The sequence below is a fragment of the Bdellovibrio sp. HCB288 genome, assembly GCF_047305935.1.
Lineage (GTDB): Bacteria > Bdellovibrionota > Bdellovibrionia > Bdellovibrionales > Bdellovibrionaceae > Bdellovibrio.
Window position 1 is genome coordinate 2839241 of record NZ_CP178619.1, and the last position, 20968, is coordinate 2860208.

Consider the following 20968-nt stretch of genomic DNA (forward strand, 5'->3'; position numbering starts at 1 on the left):
ACAGGGCAGGGTTTCATCTAAAGATATCCGCTCTATGGTAAATGTTTCTTTGAAGTCCGTTATTAAGCGCCTGAATAGACCGCTGGCAAGTTTGAAGCTCGCGGTTTTCATTATCATTTCAATTGCAGTCATCACAGCTGTGGGCACTATTGTTGAAGCCAAGTACGATGCTTACGCTGCCAAAAAGCTCGTTTACGATACTTGGTATATGTACACTGTCATGGGCATGTTGGTGATCAACTTGATTGCAGTGATGGTGGATCGTCTGCCATGGAAAAAACGGCACGTGGCTTTCGTATTGGCTCACATCGGAATCATCATTTTGTTGTTCGGTGGTCTTTTGACCATGAAGTATGGCCTGGATGGTTCGATGCGAATCGATATCGGTCAAAAAAACAATCTGGTGCAGACATCTGAAACCGATCTGGTGGTTTACAGCTCATTCGATGGGGATCGTTACACAAAAACCCTTGAGCAGGAAGTGGATTTCTTCGTCAAACCTCCAACGGAAAAAAAGCCGACGGTGATCCCGGTGTATGCCGGCGAAATCAAAATCGTCGAGTATAAAAAGTACGTTCTGCCTTCTCGTAAAGTCATCGCTGATGAAAGTGGCAAAGCAGGCTCCGGCTTGCGTTTCCAGGTGCAAAATCCCAACGTCAATGTGATCGAGTGGCTGGTTCAGAAAAAAGCCGGCACTCTGCAAACGCATGATTTTGGTCCGGCTCAGGTTCATCTGGGGCCGATCCCTGCAAAGGGGCAAATGCGCAATGAAATTTACCTGGAGCCGGTGAAAGAGAAAGGCGGCTTGCGCTACGCTGTCTTTTACAAAGATTCTGAAAAAGTCGGCAAGTCCGGATTCATCAAAGAAGGTGAAGTTTTTGACCCAGGATTTAAGATGGCCTTGGATTTCCGTGTTCTAAGATACCTGCCATCGGCTTTGGAAGATTGGGAACTGCAGGATATGGATCGTCCTACGCCGATGACAACATCCGCTGTGAAAATTATTTTCCAGGACAAGCCTCATTGGGTGTTGTTGAACGATATGGTGAAGTTATTCACAGACAATGCGGTTTATCTTCTGACTTACGGCAACCGTCGTATCGATATCGGTTTTCCAATTCAACTGAAGTCATTTGTGGTGGATCGTTATCAGGGCACGATGCGGGCTGCGGCTTACAAGAGTGTGGTTGAAGTTCCGGATTTGGGAGAGATTGAGATCTCCATGAATGAACCCCTGAAATACAAAGGACTGACGATTTACCAGGCCTCTTTCCAGGAGGAGAATGGTCATCCTGTGGCGTCCATCTTTTCGGTGAATGCAGATCCGGGCAGATCGTGGAAGTATCTGGGTTCCCTGATTTTAAGTCTGGGTATCGTTCTTTTGATGTGGTTTAAACATTTGGATTTCAAAATAGCTAAGAAAAAAGACGGCGGGAAAAATTAGATGAAAAAGTTTTTACTCTTTTTGACAGCGGTTTTAGTGTCCCTTTCTGGTGTGGTTGCTTATGCAAAACCCGGGGACCAACTGAAGTATTTGCCGGTTCAGGATGGCGGACGACTGAAACCTTACGACAGTTTTGCCAAAGAAATGTTGGAGATTGTCTACGGGAAAAGTTCCTACGAGGGACGTAAAGCCACAGAAATTATCCTGACGTGGATGTTGTCGCCTCAAGCATGGGCTGACAAAAAGATCTTTGAAGTTCGCAATCACCAGGTTTTGGAGGCGATGAAACTTCCCAAGGATCAAAGATACTTCAATGGTCAGGAGCTGTTCGGCAGCGATCGTTTTGCTTTGCTTCGTCAGGAGCTTCAGGCAAAGCGTGATGCCAAAGAAAAATTGAATCCGTACTTCCAGGCCTTGCAACGTTTGGAAAATCAGTACTTCGTGTTTCAGGAAGTGGCAGCAGGGCGCATGTTGAAAGTCCTTCCTCCGAAAGAGGGGGATAACTGGATTGCTGTGGCCGATTTGCCAGAGGCGTTTCAGCAAAAGTTTATGGGTATCACGACGGCGTTTGTGAGTTATATCGGTGGTGTGGCAAGTGGTGCAAGCCAAGCGGATATCGATGCAGCGGCAACGAAGCTTGATGAAGCCATCATTGCCTTTGAAACGGCAGCGCGTGCAGAGAACCCTGCACTTTATGATCACAGCGCTAGAATTCACGCGGAAGTTCACTACAACAGTTTCCATCCGTTCCGCTGGGCTTACGTGTTTTATATTCTTGCGGCAATTGCCATTCTTTTGGTGTGGGCTCTTTCTAAAGAGTCTTTGATGAAAGCAGCTTGGGTGTTCCTGGCGATTGGTTTCATCCTGAATACGTATGGCTTTGCGGTTCGCATGTATATTATGGAGAGAGCCCCTGTTTCAAATATGTATGAGACGGTGGTGTGGGTAGCCTGGGGGACCGTGTTTTTCGCTGCGATCCTTGAGCTGATCTATAAGTTCCGTATTGTTTTATTTGCGGGAACGTTGGTTGCTGCTTTTGGATTGGTGATTGCTGACTTCGCGCCAGCGGTTTTGGATCCTACATTGCAGCCGCTTGAACCAGTGCTGCGCAGCAATTATTGGCTGACGATCCACGTGATGACTATCACTATCAGTTACGCCGCATTCTTTTTGGCGTTCGGGTTGGGCGACCTTGGTCTGTTTTACTATCTTAAGGGCGAAGAAAAAAACCACGAGAAAATTCGCGCGGTCGTGACAGCTATTTACAGATCCATGCAAATTGGCGTCGCATTTTTGGCGCCGGGAATTATCTTGGGTGGTATTTGGGCTGACTATTCATGGGGCCGCTTCTGGGGATGGGATCCAAAGGAAACTTGGGCGTTGATTGCGCTTCTTGGTTATTTGGCAGTTCTACACGCAAGATACGCGGGGATGATTAAAAATTTCGGCATGGTAGTGACAGCGATTATCACTTTCTCTTTAGTTATCATGGCTTGGTACGGTGTGAACTTCGTTCTTGGTGCGGGGCTTCATTCTTACGGATTCGGCGCGGGCGGCGTTGAATATGTGTCTGCTTTTGTGGCTGCACATTTGTTATTTGCGCTGTACGTGTGGGTTTTGCGACAAGGCCGCAATAAGAAATCGGCAAAAAATTCCTAAGAAGAGGAGAGTCCGTAGGAAAATTGATCTGCATAAAAACTAAGCGAGAGGCCCAAAGCCTCTCGCTTTTTCAATATGCTTGCAAAAAGAATATGGACAACTGGACTTTTAAGTCATTAAATAAGGGCAAAATAAATATAGGACAGCGTTGTTGGCCTCAATCCTCAATTACAACAAGAGGATAGGAGTTTAGCAAAAGGATGATTATGCATCGGGTATTTAGAAGTACGACGGCGGGCGTGTTAGCTTGTTTGAGCGCGCTCATGATTTTTTCAACACTTCTCACGGGTTGTAAATTCCAACCAGGTTGGGGTTACAACAAAGGCTATGCTCCAGAGCAGCCAATTGCGTTTGATCACCAACTGCATGCGGGGACGAACAAGATTCAGTGTCAATACTGCCACAACCAAGTGGAAAGAAGTAAACACTCGAATATTCCAGCACTATCAACGTGCATGAACTGTCACTTACAAGTAGCGACAGACAAACCGGAAATTCAAAAACTTCGTGAAGCTTATGACAGTGGCGGCTCGGTTGAGTGGGTTCGCGTTCACATGCTTCCTGATTTCGTACACTTTAATCACAACGCACACATCGCGAAGGGCGTGAACTGTCAAACATGTCACGGTCCGATCGAAACGATGAAACGTGTGGAGCAATTCTCTGACCTTTCCATGGGCTGGTGTGTGAACTGTCACCGTCAACCAGAGAACAAAGCTCCAATTAACTGCTCAACTTGTCACTACTAAGGGTTTCGGAAGGTATTATGTCTGAAATGCATCATGATAATGAATTAGAAGCAAAAAAAGCGTTGCGCCCGAAAATCGTGCGTGACACGAAGTTCTGGGAAACGATCGAAGAAAAAATCGGTGGCCCTGAGTTTCAAGAAAAAGCAGAGACTGAGTTTAAATCCTCTCCACTTCGTGAAAGCGACGGTGAAGACGGTTGGGCTCGTCGTGAGTTCCTGAAGTTGATGGGTGCTTCTTTGGCTATGGCGACTGCGTCTTGCGTTCGCCGTCCAGTGCAAAAGATCGTTCCATACAACAAAATGCCTGAAGAAGTGACTCTTGGTCAGGCGAATTACTATTCTTCTGCATACTTCGACGGTAACGATGCGATGGGCTTGCTTATCAAAACTCGTGAAGGTCGTCCTATTCACATTGAATCAAATCCTGCGCATCCATTCACTCAAGGTGGTTTGAGCGCTCGTTCTCAAGCAACTTTGATGTCTTTGTATGATCCTGAAAGACTGCAAGGTCCTAAGCGCAATCTTTTCAACGAAAAGAAATCCAACTCTCAAATCATCGACGTGAAATGGGAAGAGCTGGATAAAAAAGTTGTTGAGCAATTGGCAAAAGGTGGCGTGGCTATCCTTTCCGGCCCCATCGCTTCTCCTTCAACTCGCGCTGTAGTTTCAGACTTCGCTCAAGGCTTCAAAGCCAAGACTGTGGTTTGGGATGCTTTTGCTCACGAAGAAATCCGTGATGGTCAAAAAGCTTCCTACGGTGACGATGTTGTGCCTCAGTACTGGTTCGACAAAGCTAAGATGATCGTATCTGTTGAAGCGGACTTCTTGGGTACTTGGATCAATCCAACTGCTTACACTCATCAGTTCACTCAAGGTCGTAAAGACATCAAAAACATGAGCCGTATGGTGTCGTTTGATTCCAACTACTCATTGACGGGTGCAAACTCTGATATCCGTTTCAAAATCAAGCCTTCGCAACAACTTGACGTTGTTATGGGCCTTCTTCACGAGATCATCGTGGTTAAAGGTCTTTCTTCATACGCTGGTAACGGCAATGTGAAGTCTGCGTTGGCGCCATTTGCAGACACTGCAAAAAAATTGGGTATCGACGCTGCGATGTTTGCAAAAGTTGCATCTGATCTTTGGGCGAACAAAGGTGAGTCACTGGTTGTTGCCGGTGGTATCACGACTTTGACTGACAAAGCAGTTGAACTTCAAGTTGCGGTGAATATGTTGAACTCCGTTTTGGAAAATGACGGTAAAACTGTTGATTCCAAATCCGGCAACTCTGCATTGACAGCGTCTTACGCTGACATGGCTCAGTTGATCCAGGATATGAAAGACGGCAAAGTTCAAACTTTGATCATGCACAAAGTGAACCCTGGTTACTCTTTGCCTACGGCAATGGGTTTCGCAGAAGCTGTTAAAAAAGTTAAAATGGTTATCTACACTGGTGACCGTGTTGACGAAACAGGTGTGTTTGCGGATTACATCACTCCAGACAACCACGCGTTGGAATCCTGGAATGATTTGGAAGTTGGTAAAGGTGTTATCTCCATCTGCCAACCAGCAATTCGTCCTATGTACGACACTCGTTCGTTCCAGTTGTCTTTGATGACTTGGGCGTTCATGGCAAAACAAGGTCCAGCACGTCTTCGTGACTACGAAACGTTCTATGACTACTTGAGAGTTTACTGGAAATCAGACATCCACCCGAAATACGGTAAAGGCGCAGGCTTTGAAGATTTCTGGCTGGAAGCTCTTCAAAAAGGTTATGTCGGTGACGTGGTTCGTGGATCTGGCGCTCGTTCATTCAAAGTGGACGCGTTCACATCTATCAAGCCAGCTAAAGCTCAAGAAGGTATGGAACTGGTTCTTTACCCTAAAGTGGCGATCATGGATGGTTCTCTTGCCAACGTAGGTTGGTTGCAAGAGCTTCCAGATCCAGTGACGAAGCTGACTTGGGATAACTACGTGATGATCTCTATCGGCATGGCTGAAAAGAACGGTTTGAAAACCGGTTCTATGATCACTCTTAAAGTGGGTGATAAGTCGGTTGATCTTCCAACTTACATCCAACCAGGTCTACATGACGAGGTTATGGCGGTAGCAGTTGGTTACGGACGCACTCGCGCTGGTAAAGTAGCGAACGGCGTTGGTAAAAACATGAATGAGTTCATCGCTGTTGATAAAGCTGGAAAAGTTATCTTCTCCGGTCAATCAGCGACATTCACAAAACTTGGTAAAAAATATGACCTAGCGGGTACTTCCGGTAACTTCTCTATGGAAGGTCGTCAAATCGCTGCTGAAGCGTCTTTGAAGGACTACAATAAAGATAAATCCGCTGGCATCCACAGACACAACACTTGGAACATCTGGTCTGGGCACCAATACTCCGGTCACAAATGGGGTATGGCTGTAGATCTTCATACTTGCACAGGCTGTTCAGCTTGCGTGGTGGCGTGCCAATCTGAAAACAACATCTCTGTTGTTGGTAAGAAGTACGTTCTTGAAGGTCGTATCATGCACTGGTTGCGTATCGACCGTTACTACCAAGGTGATATCGCAAACGCAGAAGCGATCTTCCAACCGGTTATGTGCCAACACTGTGACAACGCTCCTTGCGAGACCGTATGTCCGGTTATCGCAACAGCTCACTCAGATGAAGGTCTGAATGACATGGTTTACAACCGTTGCGTGGGTACTCGCTACTGCGCGAATAACTGCCCGTACAAAGTACGTCGTTTCAACTGGTTCAACTATGCGAAGTTGATCGAAAAACCAATGCACATGGCTTTGAATCCATCTGTGGGTGTTCGTGTGCGCGGGGTTATGGAAAAATGTACGTTCTGCGTACAAAGAATCCAAGACGGCAAAACTCAAGCTCGCAATGAGAAACGTCAGTTGAAAGACGGCGATATCAAAGTGGCTTGTCAAACTTCCTGCCCAACGGGCGGTATCGTGTTTGGTGACTTGAATGATCCAAACTCGGAAGTTGCAAAAATCTGGAAAGCTGAAGAGAAAGAGCGTGGTTACGCATTGCTAGAAGAATGGCATGCAAAACCATCTGTTCGCTACCTTTCCAAGATCCGTAACAATGATAAAGAATCAACTGGTGGCCATGATCATGGTCACGGTACTGCAAAACAAGGTGAGCACTCATGATGAAGCGTAATCCATTAGTCCTTGGCAATAAGACATTGAAGGATGTCAGTGATGACATCTGTGCTCCGTTGGAAAGATTCCCATCCAAAGGTTGGGTGGGGATGTTCCTTGGCGCGAAAACATTGCTTCTATTTTACATCGTAATCCTTGCCTGCGTAGTGGGTATTGGTATCGGTTTGCTGGGTGTAACTCACCCGGTATTCTGGGGTACGATGATCGTTACTTTCGTATTCTGGATCGGTATCGGTCACGCCGGTACACTGATCTCTGCGGTACTTTTCCTGTTCCGTCAGAAATGGAGAACATCGGTCGCTCGTACCGCTGAGGCCATGACGGTTTTCGCCGTTATGACGGCGGGTTTGTTTCCGTTGCTACATACAGGTCGTCCTTGGTTGGACTACTGGTTGTTCCCGTATCCGAATCAACGTGGTCCATTGTGGGTGAACTTCCGTTCTCCGCTTCTATGGGACGTTTTCGCCGTATCTACATACGCGACGGTTTCCATGGTGTTCTGGTACATCGGTTTGGTTCCTGACTTTGCAACTATCAAAGACCGTGCGAAAAATAAATTGCGTAAAACAATTTACGGCGCGCTTTCTTTGGGTTGGAGAGGAACTGCGAAAAACTGGTCGCACTACGAAATGTTGTACTTGTTGCTTGCTGGTCTTTCGACTCCGCTAGTTCTTTCCGTACATACGATCGTATCCTTCGACTTCGCGGTTTCCAACTTGCCAGGCTGGCATACAACGATCTTCCCTCCATACTTCGTTGCCGGTGCGATCTTCTCCGGTTTCGCGATGGTTGTGACGTTGATGACTTTGGTGCGTATCGGTTTCCCTGAATTCAAAAACTACGTAACTTTGGACCATATGGAAGTGATGAATAAAATCATCATGACGACTGGTATGCTCGTTGGTTACGCGTACGCATCTGAGTTCTTCATTGCTTGGTACTCTGGTAACCCGTACGAGCGTTTCGCATTCGTGAATCGTGCCTTCGGTCCTTATGCTTGGTCATACTGGATCATGGTTTCGTGTAACGTATTGTCTCCGCAAGTTTTCTGGTTCAAACGTTTCCGCCGTTCCATTCCTGTGATGTTCGTGGTTTCCATCTTCGTAAACATCGGTATGTGGTTCGAACGTTTCGTGATCACGGTTACTTCTCTTCACCGCGACTTCTTGCCGGCGAACTGGGGTATGTACCAATGGTCATGGTGGGATACGGGCGTTCTGGTTGGTTCGTTCGGTATGTTCCTGACATTGTTCTTGTTGTACTTGCGCTTGTTCCCAGCGGTTTCTATCGCGGAAGTTAAGCCTGTTCTACACGTTGGTTATGACACTGAAGGAGGGCACCACTAATGGCTGCTCAATATACTAAAGGTATTGCTGGCATCTTTATGGATGAAGCAAAAATCTTGAAGGCTGCACGCAAGATGCGTGAATCTGGTTCCAACAAGTTTGAAGCGATTTCTGCTTACCCAGTACACGGTATGGAAGAAGCTTGCGGTATCAAACGTTCTTGGATTCCTTATGTGACTTTCGTTGCTGGTTGCGTGGGTTTGTCTGCTGGTTTGGGTCTGACTTATTGGACTTCCGCCGTGAACTGGGCTGTGAATATCGGTGGTAAACCGTTTTTCTCTCTTCCGGCGTTCGTACCTATCATGTTCGAGTTGACGATTCTTTTCGCAGCTCTTTCTTCTGTAGGTGCTTTGTTCTACGCATGCAAAATGCCACGCATCGATCCACCGATCATTGATCCGGATCTAAGCTGCCATAAATTTGCGATTTTTGTTCCACACAATGACTCTATCTATGACGAAGCCAAGCTTACGAATATGTTCAAAGAGCTGGGCGCCGTTGAAGTGAAGAAGACGGAGTACTAGAAATGAAAAGTCTTGTTAATATGACTCTAGTTGTAGCAGCAGGTTTGTCGGCAATGGCGCTGACAAGCTGTGGTCCTCGCGGCAACAAACCAAACGTTGAAATCATCCAAGACATGATGGTGACTCCTGCAGTTAAGGCTCAGTCCTATGACGAAGGTGCTCCTCATCATTCTGGCATGCGTGTTCCTCCTGAAGGAACTGTGCCTCAAGGTTTCGAACCATACCGTTACGCTACTGATTTGGAAGGGGCTATTAAGAACCTTAAAAATCCATTGGCTGGCAAAATGGATGAAGAGACTTTGTTGGTAGGTCAAAAATACTATGAAACTAACTGTGCAGTTTGCCACGGTTACAAAGGTGAAGGCGGCGAGGCTGCGAAGTCTGTTGTTTCATCAAAAATGGCTTTGAAGCCACCTCCAATGTTGAGTGATAAAGTAAAAGGCTGGCCGGATGCTCACTTGTACCACGTAATCACGATGGGACAGGGTGTGATGGGACCGTATGCTTCTCACATTCCACAACAATATCGTTGGCAGGTTGTTAACTACATTCGCTTCCTTGAGAAGCGTGATGGTAAATAGGATTACGTATGGGTGAACATAAACACGTAGATCTACATTTGGGTAAATTCGAAGCGCCACAAAAGCTTAAAACTTTGAGCTTTGTGTTGATGGCGATCGGTTTGATCACTTTCGCAGTGGGCTTGCTTAAAAACCAGGACCGTTTGTGGACTTCTTACTTGGTAGCTTTCTTTTTCTTTTCTTGCATGGGTTTGAGCGGACTTTTCTGGATCGCGATCAACAACACTGCAAAAGCAGGTTGGTCGGTTTCAATCCGTCGTTTCGCTGAGGCGACAACAGCCTTCATTCCGTACATCCTGGTGTTCGGTTTGATCATGTTGTTCGGTTTCAAAAACCTGTTCATCTGGGCAGATCCTAAAGTGATCGCTGAAAGCCCGGTGATCGCTGCGAAAACAGCTTACTTGAATCCGACTTTCTTCGTGATTCGGTTGTTGATCTTCGTTGTTGGTTGCATGATTTTCAAATGGGTCATGGTTGGAAACTCCATCAAGCAGGATCAAACTGGTGACGAGAACCTGACTCACAAAAACGTGAGCCCAGCGGTTGGCTTCATTTGCTTCTTCGCTTTGGCGTTCTCTTTCTTCTCTGTGGATTTGTTGATGTCCTTGTTGCCAACTTGGTACTCGACGATCTTCGGCATCTACTGCTTCTCTGGTATGTTCCAGGCGGGCATGGCCTTCCTGGCGATCGTGATCGTCTTCATGAGACGCTCTGGCCTTGTAAAAGGTTACGTGACTGTTGAGCACCAACACGACGTTGTGAAGTACCTAAAAGGCTTCTCAATCTTCTGGGCCTACATTGCGTTCTCTCAGTTCATGCTTATGTGGTATGCGAATATCCCAGAGGAAACTGAGTACTACATCATGAGATCTTTGGATGGTTGGATGCCAATCTCTGTGGGTCTTTTGATCTTCCGTTTCGTGGTTCCTTTCCTGGCTTTGCTTCCTCGTGATGCAAAAAGAAATGACACGAACGTATTGTTGATTTCCACTCTTGTATTGGTAATGCAATACGTGGACATCTACTGGATGGTTTATCCAAACTTCAACCACGGTCACGTTGTGTTCGGGTTCTGGGAAATCGGTATTTTCGCTGGTTTTGCGGGCTTGTTCCTTCACTGCGTGATGGGTTTCTGGGCGAAGCACAACCTGGTGCCAATCAAAGATCCTCGTATGCATGAGGCTTTGAATCACCACGTTGCTTACTAGTCTGGTTGAACCGGAGTTGGCATAACGCTGGACTCTTAACAAAAGCCACCCACGCGGTGGCTTTTGTCGTTTCATACATTGTAGAATTTTACATCTGCCTTTTAGAGGCGGGGTGTGGGAGTTTTTGATGAGATATTTTATTTGCACTTTGATTGTTGTGGCGGTTGTTGCTGCTTGTGATTTTAAGTATGACTCCTTGGAGGCGACGAAAGAAATCAAAGCGGTCAAAGCTGAGATGACTTTTCTAAACAACCTGCAGGAGCCGGAGTCGGCAACAGTGTATTCATTGGATCCCTCTCAAAAGGGCAGTGGAGCCGCTGATTTTCACGGTTTTAAAATTCTGGGTGAAATCAAATTGAAGCCTGAGGATGTCAACGAAGCCGCTTTGGAGTTCAAAGATGCAGCTGAATCCTACAAAGAGGGTTTGGCGTTGCCAGGGTGTTTTAACCCCCGTTATGGCATCCGCGTGCTTAAGGGCGGTAAAGTCTATGACTACGCTCTTAGTTACGAATGCAACCACTTGCGCGGTTACGATGGCGGCAAAGTCTATGATTTCGATGCAGCAGGAAGTCCCAGAATTCTGGCGGAGTTGTTTAAAAACTCAAATGTCCCACAAGCAGAGCCTCCTGCTGTAAAACCGGCGGTTCCCGTCGCAGAGGATGATAAATAGTCCCATTGCCTGGCGACAGCCCCTTGCTTTTTTCCATTTGGAAGGGAGCTGGGTTGCCCTGCGTTCTAGACCTCTGTTGAAATTATTCAACAGAGGTGCAGAATGAATTCAATCAGTTCGTTTTCAAAATTATTGAGTTTGTTTTTGTTGATTTTTGGTATGCAGGCAAAAGCCTCGGACGCCGACAGTCGTCCCATTCGCCCTAACTATCAGAAGTTGCAACTCTATGAACAGTTAACCCGGGGTACCTTTTCGTTGCCCTTGCCTCTGCCTGATGATCCTGGTCAGGGAGAGCCTCAGCCGGAACCGGCGCCACCTCCGCCACCGCATTCTCCGAAACCTCAGCCTCCCTCAAAACCCCAGCCTCCGTACTGCAATCCTCGTGATCCAGATACGGCCCGCTGTGTGCGAGCGGTTTGTGATCAGATGCCAAACTTGAATTGCAACAGCGACAGCAAAATCAAAGACATTGCCTGTCAGTGTGACGGTGTAAACGGCGAGTGTATCACTGCTGTTTGCAATCAGTTGGATCGCTTTGATTGTGATGAAAAGCGGGAGCTCTTTAATATAGCCCGCATGTGCTATGACGTTCCGGATGCGGGTTGTATCAATCGGATTTGCTCCCAGCTCGGAAGATTTGAATGTGATGACATCAGTGATATGCGAAGAGTGACCGAGTTATGCCGGTAAAATTCATTGCGCTATTTTTGACTTTATTTTTGGTGGCCGGCGTATCCTATGGGCAAGAGAAGGATACAGAACCTGGGGACTACGGTTCGGATGTCGATGATTTTGATGAGCATAATCCTCCGGCGCCGGATCCTTCGCAAAGAGCGCCCTTGGAATACAAATCTCAAAAGACCAAGAATGAGCTCGTGGTGGCGCCCATTCCCAATTACAACCCTGCACAAGGGTGGGGATTGGCATTGATGGCACAGAATATCTTTTCGACAACTCCCGGAGTTAAACCTTCAACGGGGGTTGCGGCGATATTTGGAACTCAGAAGGAAAGCTATGGTGCGATGGCGGGATATCTGGGGCGGATGAATGGAGATCGTTGGCGGCTGAATATTTTTGGCGGTTACGTAAGGATCAATTCAGACTTTTACGGTGTCGGTGAAGCTGCCGCAGAACGAGATCAATCCGTTTTAATGCATCAGAATGTGGTCTTTGTGAATATTCAGTGGATGCCTCGCCTGGCGGAGGGCTTCTATCTGGGGCCCACGGTCGGTTACAATCGCATGGATACATCCTTTGATGTGGATCCATTGCCTTCGGGTGTAAGCCCCGACATCAAGTTGGATGATGAAAGCTGGTTGCCTGGATTCAAAGGTCAGTATGACAGTCGCAACAATACCTTTTATCCAACGCAAGGGGTTTTCTCCAATTTTCAAGGGCAGTTTTATGACAAGAATCTGGGGGGCGGTCACACCTTTCAGCGCTATCGTGTGAACTACAGTCAGTACTTTGGGATGTTCACCGAAAGTGCTTTGGCAGTTCGTGTGGCGACAGAAGCCAATATCGGGGATGTGCCTTTTTATAAAATGGCGGTGTTTGGCCGGGGTCGTGATATGCGGGGTTATAAAGCGGGTCAGTATCGCGACAATATCTTATGGGCTGCTCAAACAGAGTACCGGCAGCGTTTTACGGACCGTTGGGGATTTGTTGTCTTTGGGGGATTCGGGGACGTTGTCGGAAAAGTTTCAGAATTAACTTTAACTAATTTATTGTGGGCCGGGGGAACGGGGATCCGTTTCCGGATGGCTCGCCAAAATCCGGTGGATTTCAGGGTTGATGTGGCTTACGGAGACGATTGGGCAACCTATGTCTCCGTCAACCAGGCGTTTTAAGATGAATGTTTACGAAACACACTTTAAGTACTGCTTTAATATCTTTCTGGTGGAGTTGTGGGTGTGTTGACGTTTTCTGGAAGTGATTGTTGAGCACGATCACTTTCAGAAGGCAGCCGATTCGTTGTCGTGGGGTCGGTGATGGCCGGTCTGTTGGATGGAAATGGAACGCGGGATGTATTGGGGCCCGTTTCCTGAGTGGCCGTTGAATTTGGAATTTTTGAGCTTGTGGGTGCTGTCACAGTGGTCTGGTTGCCGGGGTTGGAAGGGTTGGATGTCGTTGTCGCTCCGATCGCCATGGATGCGGTAAAGGCAATTCCAATGCTGGTTAAGAGGGTTTTCACAGAGAACCTCCTTGTGAGTTATATGATTAATGATGATCGTTTTTCGGGCTTATGGAGTCGCAAAGGCCAGAAATTTTAGACAAAGTGGCGGTTTGTGAGTCACTTGTAGCGGTTTGCGTGTGAAATAACACATAGCGCCAGGTGTCTTTTGGACGTTGTCGGGGGCGAGAACACTTGACCCTTCCGGCACCGGGGATTACTAATAATGTGATGCAAAAAATCGCACTTGAAACATCATTTATCTCTCTAAAAAATAGCTCGTTCACGAGCACGCAATCATAATGTCACAAATTACAATTATTCTGCCGGATAACTCGACGAAGGTTTTTGACCATGAACCGACAGCGCTGGAAGTGGCGCAGTCCATTGGCCCCCGTTTGGCCAAAGAAACTCTTGGTGCAAAACTGAATGGATCAACTGAAATTTCTGATCTTCGCACTGTTTTGAAAGATCAAACGAAAGTGGCGCTGGTCACCACAAAATCTCCTGAATCAGTTGAGGTTGTTCGTCACTCGTGCGCGCATATCATGGCTCAAGCGATCCAGGATATTTGGCCTGAAGTGAAGGTGACAATCGGTCCGGTGATCGACAATGGTTTTTACTATGACTTCGATTCACCATTTGCTTTCACTGAAGAGCATTTCGAAAAAATCGAAAAGAAAATGACTGAGATCGTGTCCAAAGATCTTCCGATTCATCGTGAAGACTGGCCGATCGCAAAAGCCATCGAAACATTCAAAGGAATGAACGAGCGCTTTAAAGTTGAGTTGATTGAAGACCTTGCGAAAAAAGGCGAAACGAATGTGGGTATCTACTTCAATGGTACCAGTTGGTTTGACCTTTGCCGTGGTCCACACATTCAATCCACGGGTCAGATCAAGGCATTCAAACTTTTGAGCGTGGCGGGGGCTTACTGGAGAGGTGACGAGAAAAACGCACAACTTCAGCGTGTGTACGCGACAGCGTTCAACGACAAGAAAGACCTGGATCTTTACCTTCACAACATCGAGGAAGCGAAAAAACGCGATCATCGTAAGCTAGGTAAAGAATTGGGCATGTTCTATTTCAATGAACTGGCTCCAGGTTCTCCATTCTTCACAGGGAAGGGTGCAACGGTTTACAACTCTTTGCAAACGTACCTGCGTGAGTTGTATTTCGAAACCGGTTATCAGGAAGTGATCACTCCGCAAATTTTCGACGTGAACCTGTTCCATACTTCCGGTCACTATCAGAACTACAAAGAAAACATGTTTTTCACGAAAGTGGACGAGCGTGATTTTGCTTCCAAACCGATGAACTGTCCTTCTCACTGTTTGCTTTATAACTCTGAGAAATACTCTTACCGTGATTTGCCAATCAAAATGGCGGACTTCGGTCGCTTGCACCGCTACGAGAAATCGGGCGCGATGCACGGTTTGACCCGTGTACGTACGTTCTGTCAGGACGACGCTCATATCTTCTGCCGTTTGGATCAGTTGCAGGAAGAGATCGCCAAGTTCATGAATTTGCTAAATCGTGTTTACGACAAACTGGGTATGAGCAATTACAAAATCTTCCTTTCCACTCGTCCGGACAACCGTATGGGGACAGAGGAATATTGGGATATGGCAGAAGGTGCTTTGGCGGAAGCTTTGAAGTCCCTGAATTTGCCATTTGAATTGAATCCAGGCGATGGTGCGTTTTACGGACCTAAGTTGGATATCATGTTCGTCGATGCTTTGAATCGTCCATGGCAATTGGGTACACTGCAAGTGGATCCAAATCTGCCGCAGGCCTTTGATTTGAAATACACTGGCGAGGACAATAAGGAGCATCGTCCGGTGATGCTTCACCGTGCGATCCTGGGTTCCTTGGAGCGCTTTATCGGCGTTTATCTGGAGCATACAGCGGGTCATTTGCCTCCATGGATGATGCCAGTGCAGGTGGCGATCCTGAATGTTACGGACCGTGTGAATGCGTTCTGTGAGGAGTTGCAAAACTCTTTAAAAGGACACAGCGTTCGTGTGGAGTTTGACCGCCGTAACGAGAAATTGAATTATAAAATCCGTGAGGCTCAGCTTCAAAAAATTCCTTACATGATTATCGTGGGGGATAAAGAGGCGGAATCCAGAACGGTTTCATTGCGTTTGAGAGACGGTTCAGAACACAAGGGTATGACCGTGGATCAGGTGATGACATTGATTACGACAGATATTAAAAACCGAAGCTTGCAGAGCTCTCTTGCGAAGTCTGCCAGCACAAACTAGTCGTCACATTTAAGTGACGCTGGTACTTAACTAAACCCCGGAGGTTTACCATTAGCAAGTTTTCAGGAAATTTTGGAGGCGGCGGTGGCGGTCGTTTTGATCGCAACAAGAAAGACTCTAAAGACTCTTTGAGAGTGAATCGTGAGATTCGTGCCCAACAAATTCGTGTTATCGACGATGAAGGTAACATGTTGGGTGTTATGACTGTGCCTGAAGCGTTACGTATTGCTGAAGATCGTGGCCTGGATCTTCTTGAGATTGCTCCAACAGCAACTCCTCCCACTTGTAAAATCATGGATTACGGCAAGTGGAAGTACGAGAAAAAGAAACAAGCAACTGCTGCTCGTAAAAAGCAGACTGTTGTGACTATCAAAGAAGTGCAAATGCGTCCTCGTACGGACCAGCATGACTTTGAAACCAAAATGAATCACGCTCGTCGTTTCCTTCTTGAAGGCGACAAAGTGAAAGTTTCATTGCGTTTCATGGGTCGTGAGTTGGCCCATCAGGAAGTGGGCATGGATGTGATCAAAAAAGCGATCGCATTCGTTGACGACCTTGCCATGGTTGAATCCCAGCCAAAAATGGAAGGTAAGCAAATGTTCCTGATGTTGGCTCCGGATCCTTTGAAAATCAAAGAATACGAAAAAGCCCATCCGAACAAGTCTAAACAAGACTCAAAACAACTCGACGAACTTAAAGAAGTCGAGATCGACGACGAAGACTAGAAAAAAAAGGCAGCGCAAGCTGCCTTTTTTATTTGAGGTAACAGTTCCCTTTTTGTGCTGCTATGCAGAACCGTTCGGTTTTAATGTGCGTCAACCTTAGCGCGACATGCACAGGCCTTTGGTTTCCGGGCCCCACAAGTTGTAGTCGGTGATGTGCGCCGATAAGACAGTGCGCATGCTGCTGTCGACAAACTCCAATAAGACTTTTGTGACGGTAGTGAATTCGGTTTTGCGAACATCACGAATGCCAGGTTCAGAAATCGTGATGGTTTCACATACTTCACCACGATAGTATCTCTTTTTCGTTTCTCTGTCGTAGTCATACTCATCACGGCAGCGACGAGCGGTTTTTTCGATGCTGCAGCTTTCGGTGTATTCTTTGTCTTCTCCCATCGAGTGATTTCTATCGACAGTTCTGAATTTAATCGCAAGACCTTGTCCGGATGAATTCTGCAGGATTTGCAGTTTGTTAAGATCAGTGATCTCTTTAATGTTTTCGACGGAACCCAGAATTTTAAAGAGCATTTCCTTGTTACGGTCTTTGAAGATCAGGAAGTTTCCTTTTTTCTTATCCAAAGTAAATGAAATCGTCGGAGCCAGAATATCCTGATGTTTTTGGTAGCTGACTTTGGATCCATCTTTTGCAGTTAGTTGGAATGATTGTTCCACTTCGGCGTCGTGCAGAATTTCAGAGTCTATATAAGGTCGCTTCGCCATCGCAATTGATTGTTGGCTGATGAAGATTGTAAGTAAGCTGAATGCTAACAGCAGTGGTGTTTTCATGGTTAGTGCCCCTCCCCAGTGGCAATGTGGGGCATTGCAGAGGCTGTGCCATCTGCAGAGGTGTCACCATGATACTGTAAAAGAAATACAATTAGTTCGGAACAAACCAGCAGCGGGGGCGGGCCCCGACTTTGTGAACAGGTTCATAGCAAGAGCCCTGTTTGTAGTCAGTGTCACTCATGCGAGTGTATTCACTCTGCGCGCACAGCATGCCCTGAAAATAAGTATCCATGCGGCACTGTGTTTGGGGATATGCTTCATCTTCTTCAGTCTGTACGTAAGTATCCGGAGTTCCATATTTGGGTTGTACCGGAATTCCACCAATAGATTGATGCAGCTGAGATACTTGTTCACCACCAACAGAAGCTCTTTGGCAAATCAACTGGTCCCTTGGGTTTGAAAACTGCTTTTGGCAGGCCGTTTTCGCGACGGGGTCCACTTTTAGATTCTTAAGTGCTTTGGCGTTGTCTTCGCTAGCCAAATAGCGGCGCATACATTTTAAAGTCGCAAAGTAGTCAGCAGCACCTTCGGTGCCTCCCCAGGATTCGCGTCCTGAATATTTTGGTCCTCCGCCTAAGTGATGGCCTATCTCGTGACAAACGGCCAGGGCAAAACCCTCGACTCCCATGGAGTGAAAGCGGGCCACGCCTCCGTAAATATGGATGGTGCGATTTTTTCCTGACTTATTCGCATAGGCATTAACGGTTCCATCATCCCAGTAACGGTTGATGGTGAGGGTGTCGCCCAGCGATTCAATTTCAGGTTTGTAGAGAGCTTCAATGCGATCCAATATCTGGTTGAATTGAGCCTTACTGATCCCACCGGCAGCAAATGTATTTGCAGGGATGTAGAGGTCGTTTTCAGGTACCAATCCTGTGCAGGTATGCCCCGTATGAGGGGTGGTAAGGGCGAACCCCAATACTGCGGTAAACGCCGCCGCAGCTATGACACTAAGAAGGAATGGTTTTTTCATGTTTTCACTCTATGCGAGGAGCGTTCCGCCGCCATCTCATATCAATAGGTATTGAGACGAAGTGTGGTGGCTAACCCCTAGGCAGAAATGAAAAAAGTATCCGGGGGAATTCTCCCCTCTAAATAGGTAACAGTTCCCATTTTGTACTGTTGTGCAGAACCGATATCGGTTTCTCAGCGTGTCGTTAGGTTCGCTTATATTTGTTGTTCTGAATTTCAATCAATCCGGCGGCATTCATCTCTGTGATGAGTAAGCCGGGGTCAGGATAGATTTCAATCAGTAGTTCTTTAAGATCTGCGAGTGAATAGGTTTTATTACTCGCAAGATTTTCAGAGACTCGGGCTAAAACCCATTCGCGCTTCATTTTCTGTGACGGGATTTTAGTCAGTTTTCCGTATTTGAAAAACGATTTTAGAACCTTCTCTTTGTATTGTTCTTCAACTTTGTCCTGCTCTTTAAGCTTAACTCCAGCTCCCAACACTAAATTCTTAAGGCTCACTTCCGCAAAGTCAGGTACCGCAAAATAGATAGTATAATACTGATCTTTCTTGCTGGAAACGAGTCCCGCCTCGACCAACTTTTTAAGGTGAAAAGAAACCGTCGAAGGAGCAAGCTTTAAGCGCTCGGAGATCACTTCGATATAGGCGTCTCTTTCCAAAAGAAGACGGAAAATATTAAGACGAGACTCATCTGATAGGGCTTTAAGAATAGTCAGACTTTGCATTAGTGAGTGCGGGCTCCATGAAGACTGCGACGAACGTGATCCAGGAAAGCAATTTGAATTTTGCCAACTTCAACTTCATTCGTGACATCATGTTTGAAGCTATTCACAAGTTTTTGAGTAAAATCCAACTCCATTTTCTCAAGCAAGTTCTGCAAGGCAAAATACGCACGATCTTCCTGCGGGCAATCCTCAATCTCCGTCAGAGCAGGAAAGTTGATGCCATTTTCAACAGCGTCAACATACTTATCAGCCATTGTCAGATAGATATTCGATAGCGAATCGATAACTTTGCCCTCTACCGCGGAATCCAATTTCCCGCGAGAGAAGGACTTCATGTCATTTTGAACCTTTTTGATGCGTTCTTTGAAAACATCCTTATTAAACATAGTAACCTCTTTTGTGATTCGATAGATATCGAAACAAAAAGAGGCTGTCAATAGGTATAATTCGATGCGTATCGAATTGGTTTTACCAAAGACTGTCTTGCGGGCGCTGGCCTTTCAATGCCTGCTCGATGTTTTCCAGGGCGCGATAGCCCATGGCATCGCGGGTTTCCTGGGTGGCGCTACCCATGTGGGGAGTCAGGAAGACATTGTGGAGTTCTTTAAGTTCCAGGTTGTAGGCGGGTTCGTTTTCGAACACATCCAATCCCGCGGCAAATAGTTTTCCTGACTTTAAGGCACGAATCAATGCGGACTCGTCGACCAGGCTTCCGCGGGCCACGTTGATGAAGACTGAGTTGTTTGGTAGCAATGCCAATGTTTCGTCATTGATGATATGCTTTGTTTCTGCCGTGCCCGGTGCATTTAAAGAAAGAATCTGACAGTGAGGAAGCATTTCGTTGAAATCAGAAAAGTAAGTCGCGCCTTTTTCAAGTTCCGCAGGCAGTCTGCGGCGATTGCAATAGATGATCTTCATTCCAAAGCCTCGCGCGCGGTCGGCGACGGCTTGTCCAATGCGTCCCATACCGTAAATTCCCAAAGTTTTTCCGCTGACTTTAAGTCCGAGCATATCAGACTGACTAAAGGCTTTTCTCCAGCCGGACTCCATAATCTGCATGTATTCGCGACCGCGGCGGCAGGCGTTCAGTAGCAACAGCATTGCAATATCTGCCGTGCACTCGGTTAATACATCGGGAGTGTTTGTTAATAATATTCCTCGTGCTTTTGCAGCTGGAATCTCCAGATGATCAAAGCCCACGCTGCAGGTTGCAATCACTTTGACCGAGTCAGGAAGTTTATCGATGACGTCTTTTGTGATTTTTTGTTTAGGAACAACGACAATCCCTTCCGTCTTCTTTTCTTTGGCCAGAGCAATGATTTCGTCAACGCTTAATTCGCGATCAAATGTGGTGGCCTGGAAGCGTTGATTTGCAAGAATGACTACATTTTGGGGGGCTCGGTAGGGAAGAAGAATGGAGTGTTTCATGAAGGATAGTGTCGTTCTATGTGTTTTTTGTCGCAAGTGATTTTAGTCTTTTCTCAAATAACAAAGTGTGAGAGGATTTATTTATCGGACATCTTTTCTTGGTGTCGGGATCTTAGAGTCTCCCTCTGTTTTTCACAGCAACGACTTGCAAATAAATAAAATGAAGGAACCGCAGGGTTTCTATAAGAGGTTGAGTTATGACAACTACAACGGCTTGGATTCTTTTGATTGTTGCAGGAATTTTGGAATTTATCTGGGCGTCGGGCCTTAAGTATTCCGAAGGATTTACCAAACTGGTGCCGTCCATCTTTACACTAGTGACGATGGGGATCAGTTTTTATCTTTTGTCTTTATCTATGAGGGTGCTGCCGGTCGGCGTGTCCTACACAGTGTGGACGGGGATCGGGGCTGTCGGCGCGGTCGTAATGGGTACTTTGATATTCAAAGAACCTTTGTCTTTGATGAAGCTATTCTTTTTGGGGATGATCATTGCGGGCATTCTTGGTCTTAAGTTTGTAGAATAGCCGTTTTTTAGCAA

General features: G+C 46.5%; 20 protein-coding genes. 14 read left to right on the forward strand and 6 right to left on the reverse strand.

The features are described 5' to 3' along the window. The first annotated feature begins 34 nt into the window (after positions 1-34). The 11 genes from ACLVWR_RS13915 to ACLVWR_RS13965 all read left to right on the forward strand — a co-directional run bounded on the left by ACLVWR_RS13915 (position 35) and on the right by ACLVWR_RS13965 (position 13207). Positions 35-1444 (forward strand): cytochrome c biogenesis protein ResB, encoded by a 1410-nt coding sequence (locus ACLVWR_RS13915; RefSeq protein WP_413581237.1) that lies wholly within the window; start codon positions 35-37, stop codon positions 1442-1444. Continuing rightward, entirely contained in the window at positions 1445-3103 is a 1659-nt protein-coding gene (locus tag ACLVWR_RS13920) for a cytochrome c biogenesis protein (RefSeq protein ID WP_413581238.1), read from the forward strand. Between the two features lie 263 nt (positions 3104-3366). After that, positions 3367-3852 (forward strand): cytochrome c3 family protein, encoded by a 486-nt coding sequence (locus tag ACLVWR_RS13925; RefSeq protein WP_413581239.1) that lies wholly within the window; start codon positions 3367-3369, stop codon positions 3850-3852. A gap of 17 nt (positions 3853-3869) precedes the next feature. Further along, positions 3870-7016, forward strand: a complete 3147-nt coding sequence (locus tag ACLVWR_RS13930) for a TAT-variant-translocated molybdopterin oxidoreductase (protein WP_413581240.1) — start codon at positions 3870-3872, stop codon at positions 7014-7016. Beyond that, positions 7013-8374, forward strand: a complete 1362-nt coding sequence (gene nrfD / locus ACLVWR_RS13935) for an NrfD/PsrC family molybdoenzyme membrane anchor subunit (RefSeq protein ID WP_413581241.1) — start codon at positions 7013-7015, stop codon at positions 8372-8374. The genes ACLVWR_RS13930 and nrfD overlap by 4 nt, the downstream gene beginning before the upstream one ends. Continuing rightward, on the forward strand, positions 8374-8898 hold the full coding sequence (locus tag ACLVWR_RS13940; RefSeq protein ID WP_413581242.1) for a DUF3341 domain-containing protein: 525 nt from the start codon (positions 8374-8376) through the stop codon (positions 8896-8898). Before nrfD ends, ACLVWR_RS13940 begins: the two co-directional genes overlap by 1 nt. A 2-nt stretch (positions 8899-8900) precedes the next feature. Next, the gene (locus tag ACLVWR_RS13945; protein WP_413581243.1) at positions 8901-9479 is read left to right on the forward strand and encodes a c-type cytochrome; all 579 of its coding nucleotides are present in this window, start codon (positions 8901-8903) and stop codon (positions 9477-9479) included. Between the two features lie 8 nt (positions 9480-9487). Further along, positions 9488-10687 carry a molybdopterin oxidoreductase gene (locus ACLVWR_RS13950; protein ID WP_413581244.1) on the forward strand — a complete coding sequence of 400 codons (1200 nt, stop codon included), beginning with the start codon at positions 9488-9490 and terminating at the stop codon, positions 10685-10687. Positions 10688-10814: 127 nt separating this feature from the next. Beyond that, positions 10815-11357 (forward strand): hypothetical protein, encoded by a 543-nt coding sequence (locus tag ACLVWR_RS13955; RefSeq protein ID WP_413581245.1) that lies wholly within the window; start codon positions 10815-10817, stop codon positions 11355-11357. Positions 11358-11459: 102 nt separating this feature from the next. Beyond that, positions 11460-12047 (forward strand): hypothetical protein, encoded by a 588-nt coding sequence (locus ACLVWR_RS13960; protein WP_413581246.1) that lies wholly within the window; start codon positions 11460-11462, stop codon positions 12045-12047. Then, entirely contained in the window at positions 12038-13207 is a 1170-nt protein-coding gene (locus ACLVWR_RS13965; RefSeq protein ID WP_413581247.1) for a BamA/TamA family outer membrane protein, read from the forward strand. Before ACLVWR_RS13960 ends, ACLVWR_RS13965 begins: the two co-directional genes overlap by 10 nt. A gap of 35 nt (positions 13208-13242) precedes the next feature. Here the strand turns inward: ACLVWR_RS13965 and ACLVWR_RS13970 are convergent, their stop codons facing one another. Further along, on the reverse strand, positions 13243-13551 hold the full coding sequence (locus tag ACLVWR_RS13970) for a hypothetical protein (protein WP_413581248.1): 309 nt from the start codon (positions 13549-13551) through the stop codon (positions 13243-13245). A gap of 281 nt (positions 13552-13832) precedes the next feature. Here ACLVWR_RS13970 and thrS point away from each other — a divergent pair, with 281 nt between their 5' ends. Further along, complete coding sequence (gene thrS / locus ACLVWR_RS13975) at positions 13833-15797, forward strand: threonine--tRNA ligase (RefSeq protein ID WP_413581249.1); 1965 nt, start codon at positions 13833-13835, stop codon at positions 15795-15797. Positions 15798-15931: 134 nt separating this feature from the next. Next, positions 15932-16522, forward strand: a complete 591-nt coding sequence (gene infC / locus ACLVWR_RS13980) for a translation initiation factor IF-3 (protein WP_413581250.1) — start codon at positions 15932-15934, stop codon at positions 16520-16522. Positions 16523-16618: 96 nt separating this feature from the next. Here infC and ACLVWR_RS13985 read toward each other — a convergent pair whose 3' ends face one another. The 5 genes from ACLVWR_RS13985 to ACLVWR_RS14005 all read right to left on the reverse strand — a co-directional run bounded on the left by ACLVWR_RS13985 (position 16619) and on the right by ACLVWR_RS14005 (position 20430). After that, positions 16619-17305, reverse strand: a complete 687-nt coding sequence (locus ACLVWR_RS13985) for a hypothetical protein (protein WP_413581251.1) — start codon at positions 17303-17305, stop codon at positions 16619-16621. Positions 17306-17396: 91 nt separating this feature from the next. After that, entirely contained in the window at positions 17397-18278 is an 882-nt protein-coding gene (locus tag ACLVWR_RS13990) for a hypothetical protein (RefSeq protein ID WP_413581252.1), read from the reverse strand. Between the two features lie 184 nt (positions 18279-18462). After that, positions 18463-19002, reverse strand: coding sequence for a metalloregulator ArsR/SmtB family transcription factor (locus ACLVWR_RS13995; protein ID WP_413581253.1), 540 nt, complete (start codon positions 19000-19002; stop codon positions 18463-18465). Next, complete coding sequence (locus tag ACLVWR_RS14000; RefSeq protein WP_413581254.1) at positions 19002-19388, reverse strand: hypothetical protein; 387 nt, start codon at positions 19386-19388, stop codon at positions 19002-19004. Before ACLVWR_RS14000 ends, ACLVWR_RS13995 begins: the two co-directional genes overlap by 1 nt. A gap of 82 nt (positions 19389-19470) precedes the next feature. Beyond that, complete coding sequence (locus ACLVWR_RS14005) at positions 19471-20430, reverse strand: 2-hydroxyacid dehydrogenase (protein ID WP_413581255.1); 960 nt, start codon at positions 20428-20430, stop codon at positions 19471-19473. 197 nt (positions 20431-20627) lie between these two features. On the opposite strand from ACLVWR_RS14005, the gene ACLVWR_RS14010 reads away from it, so the two are divergent. Then, on the forward strand, positions 20628-20954 hold the full coding sequence (locus ACLVWR_RS14010; RefSeq protein ID WP_413581256.1) for a DMT family transporter: 327 nt from the start codon (positions 20628-20630) through the stop codon (positions 20952-20954). Positions 20955-20968: the final 14 nt, after the last annotated feature.

Coding starts and splice junctions, on each gene's coding strand:
- ACLVWR_RS13960 (WP_413581246.1), top strand. CDS start 11,460: ATGAATTCAATCAGTTCGTTTTCAAAATTATTGAGTTTGTTTTTGTTG.
- ACLVWR_RS13925 (WP_413581239.1), top strand. CDS start 3,367: ATGATTTTTTCAACACTTCTCACGGGTTGTAAATTCCAACCAGGTTGG.
- ACLVWR_RS13920 (WP_413581238.1), top strand. CDS start 1,445: ATGAAAAAGTTTTTACTCTTTTTGACAGCGGTTTTAGTGTCCCTTTCT.
- ACLVWR_RS13985 (WP_413581251.1), bottom strand. CDS start 17,305: ATGAAAACACCACTGCTGTTAGCATTCAGCTTACTTACAATCTTCATC.
- ACLVWR_RS13915 (WP_413581237.1), top strand. CDS start 35: ATGGTAAATGTTTCTTTGAAGTCCGTTATTAAGCGCCTGAATAGACCG.
- ACLVWR_RS13940 (WP_413581242.1), top strand. CDS start 8,374: ATGGCTGCTCAATATACTAAAGGTATTGCTGGCATCTTTATGGATGAA.
- ACLVWR_RS14005 (WP_413581255.1), bottom strand. CDS start 20,430: ATGAAACACTCCATTCTTCTTCCCTACCGAGCCCCCCAAAATGTAGTC.
- nrfD (WP_413581241.1), top strand. CDS start 7,013: ATGATGAAGCGTAATCCATTAGTCCTTGGCAATAAGACATTGAAGGAT.
- ACLVWR_RS13995 (WP_413581253.1), bottom strand. CDS start 19,002: ATGCAAAGTCTGACTATTCTTAAAGCCCTATCAGATGAGTCTCGTCTT.
- ACLVWR_RS13945 (WP_413581243.1), top strand. CDS start 8,901: ATGAAAAGTCTTGTTAATATGACTCTAGTTGTAGCAGCAGGTTTGTCG.
- thrS (WP_413581249.1), top strand. CDS start 13,833: ATGTCACAAATTACAATTATTCTGCCGGATAACTCGACGAAGGTTTTT.
- ACLVWR_RS14010 (WP_413581256.1), top strand. CDS start 20,628: ATGACAACTACAACGGCTTGGATTCTTTTGATTGTTGCAGGAATTTTG.
- ACLVWR_RS13990 (WP_413581252.1), bottom strand. CDS start 18,278: ATGAAAAAACCATTCCTTCTTAGTGTCATAGCTGCGGCGGCGTTTACC.
- ACLVWR_RS14000 (WP_413581254.1), bottom strand. CDS start 19,388: ATGTTTAATAAGGATGTTTTCAAAGAACGCATCAAAAAGGTTCAAAAT.
- ACLVWR_RS13955 (WP_413581245.1), top strand. CDS start 10,815: ATGAGATATTTTATTTGCACTTTGATTGTTGTGGCGGTTGTTGCTGCT.
- ACLVWR_RS13965 (WP_413581247.1), top strand. CDS start 12,038: ATGCCGGTAAAATTCATTGCGCTATTTTTGACTTTATTTTTGGTGGCC.
- ACLVWR_RS13950 (WP_413581244.1), top strand. CDS start 9,488: ATGGGTGAACATAAACACGTAGATCTACATTTGGGTAAATTCGAAGCG.
- ACLVWR_RS13930 (WP_413581240.1), top strand. CDS start 3,870: ATGTCTGAAATGCATCATGATAATGAATTAGAAGCAAAAAAAGCGTTG.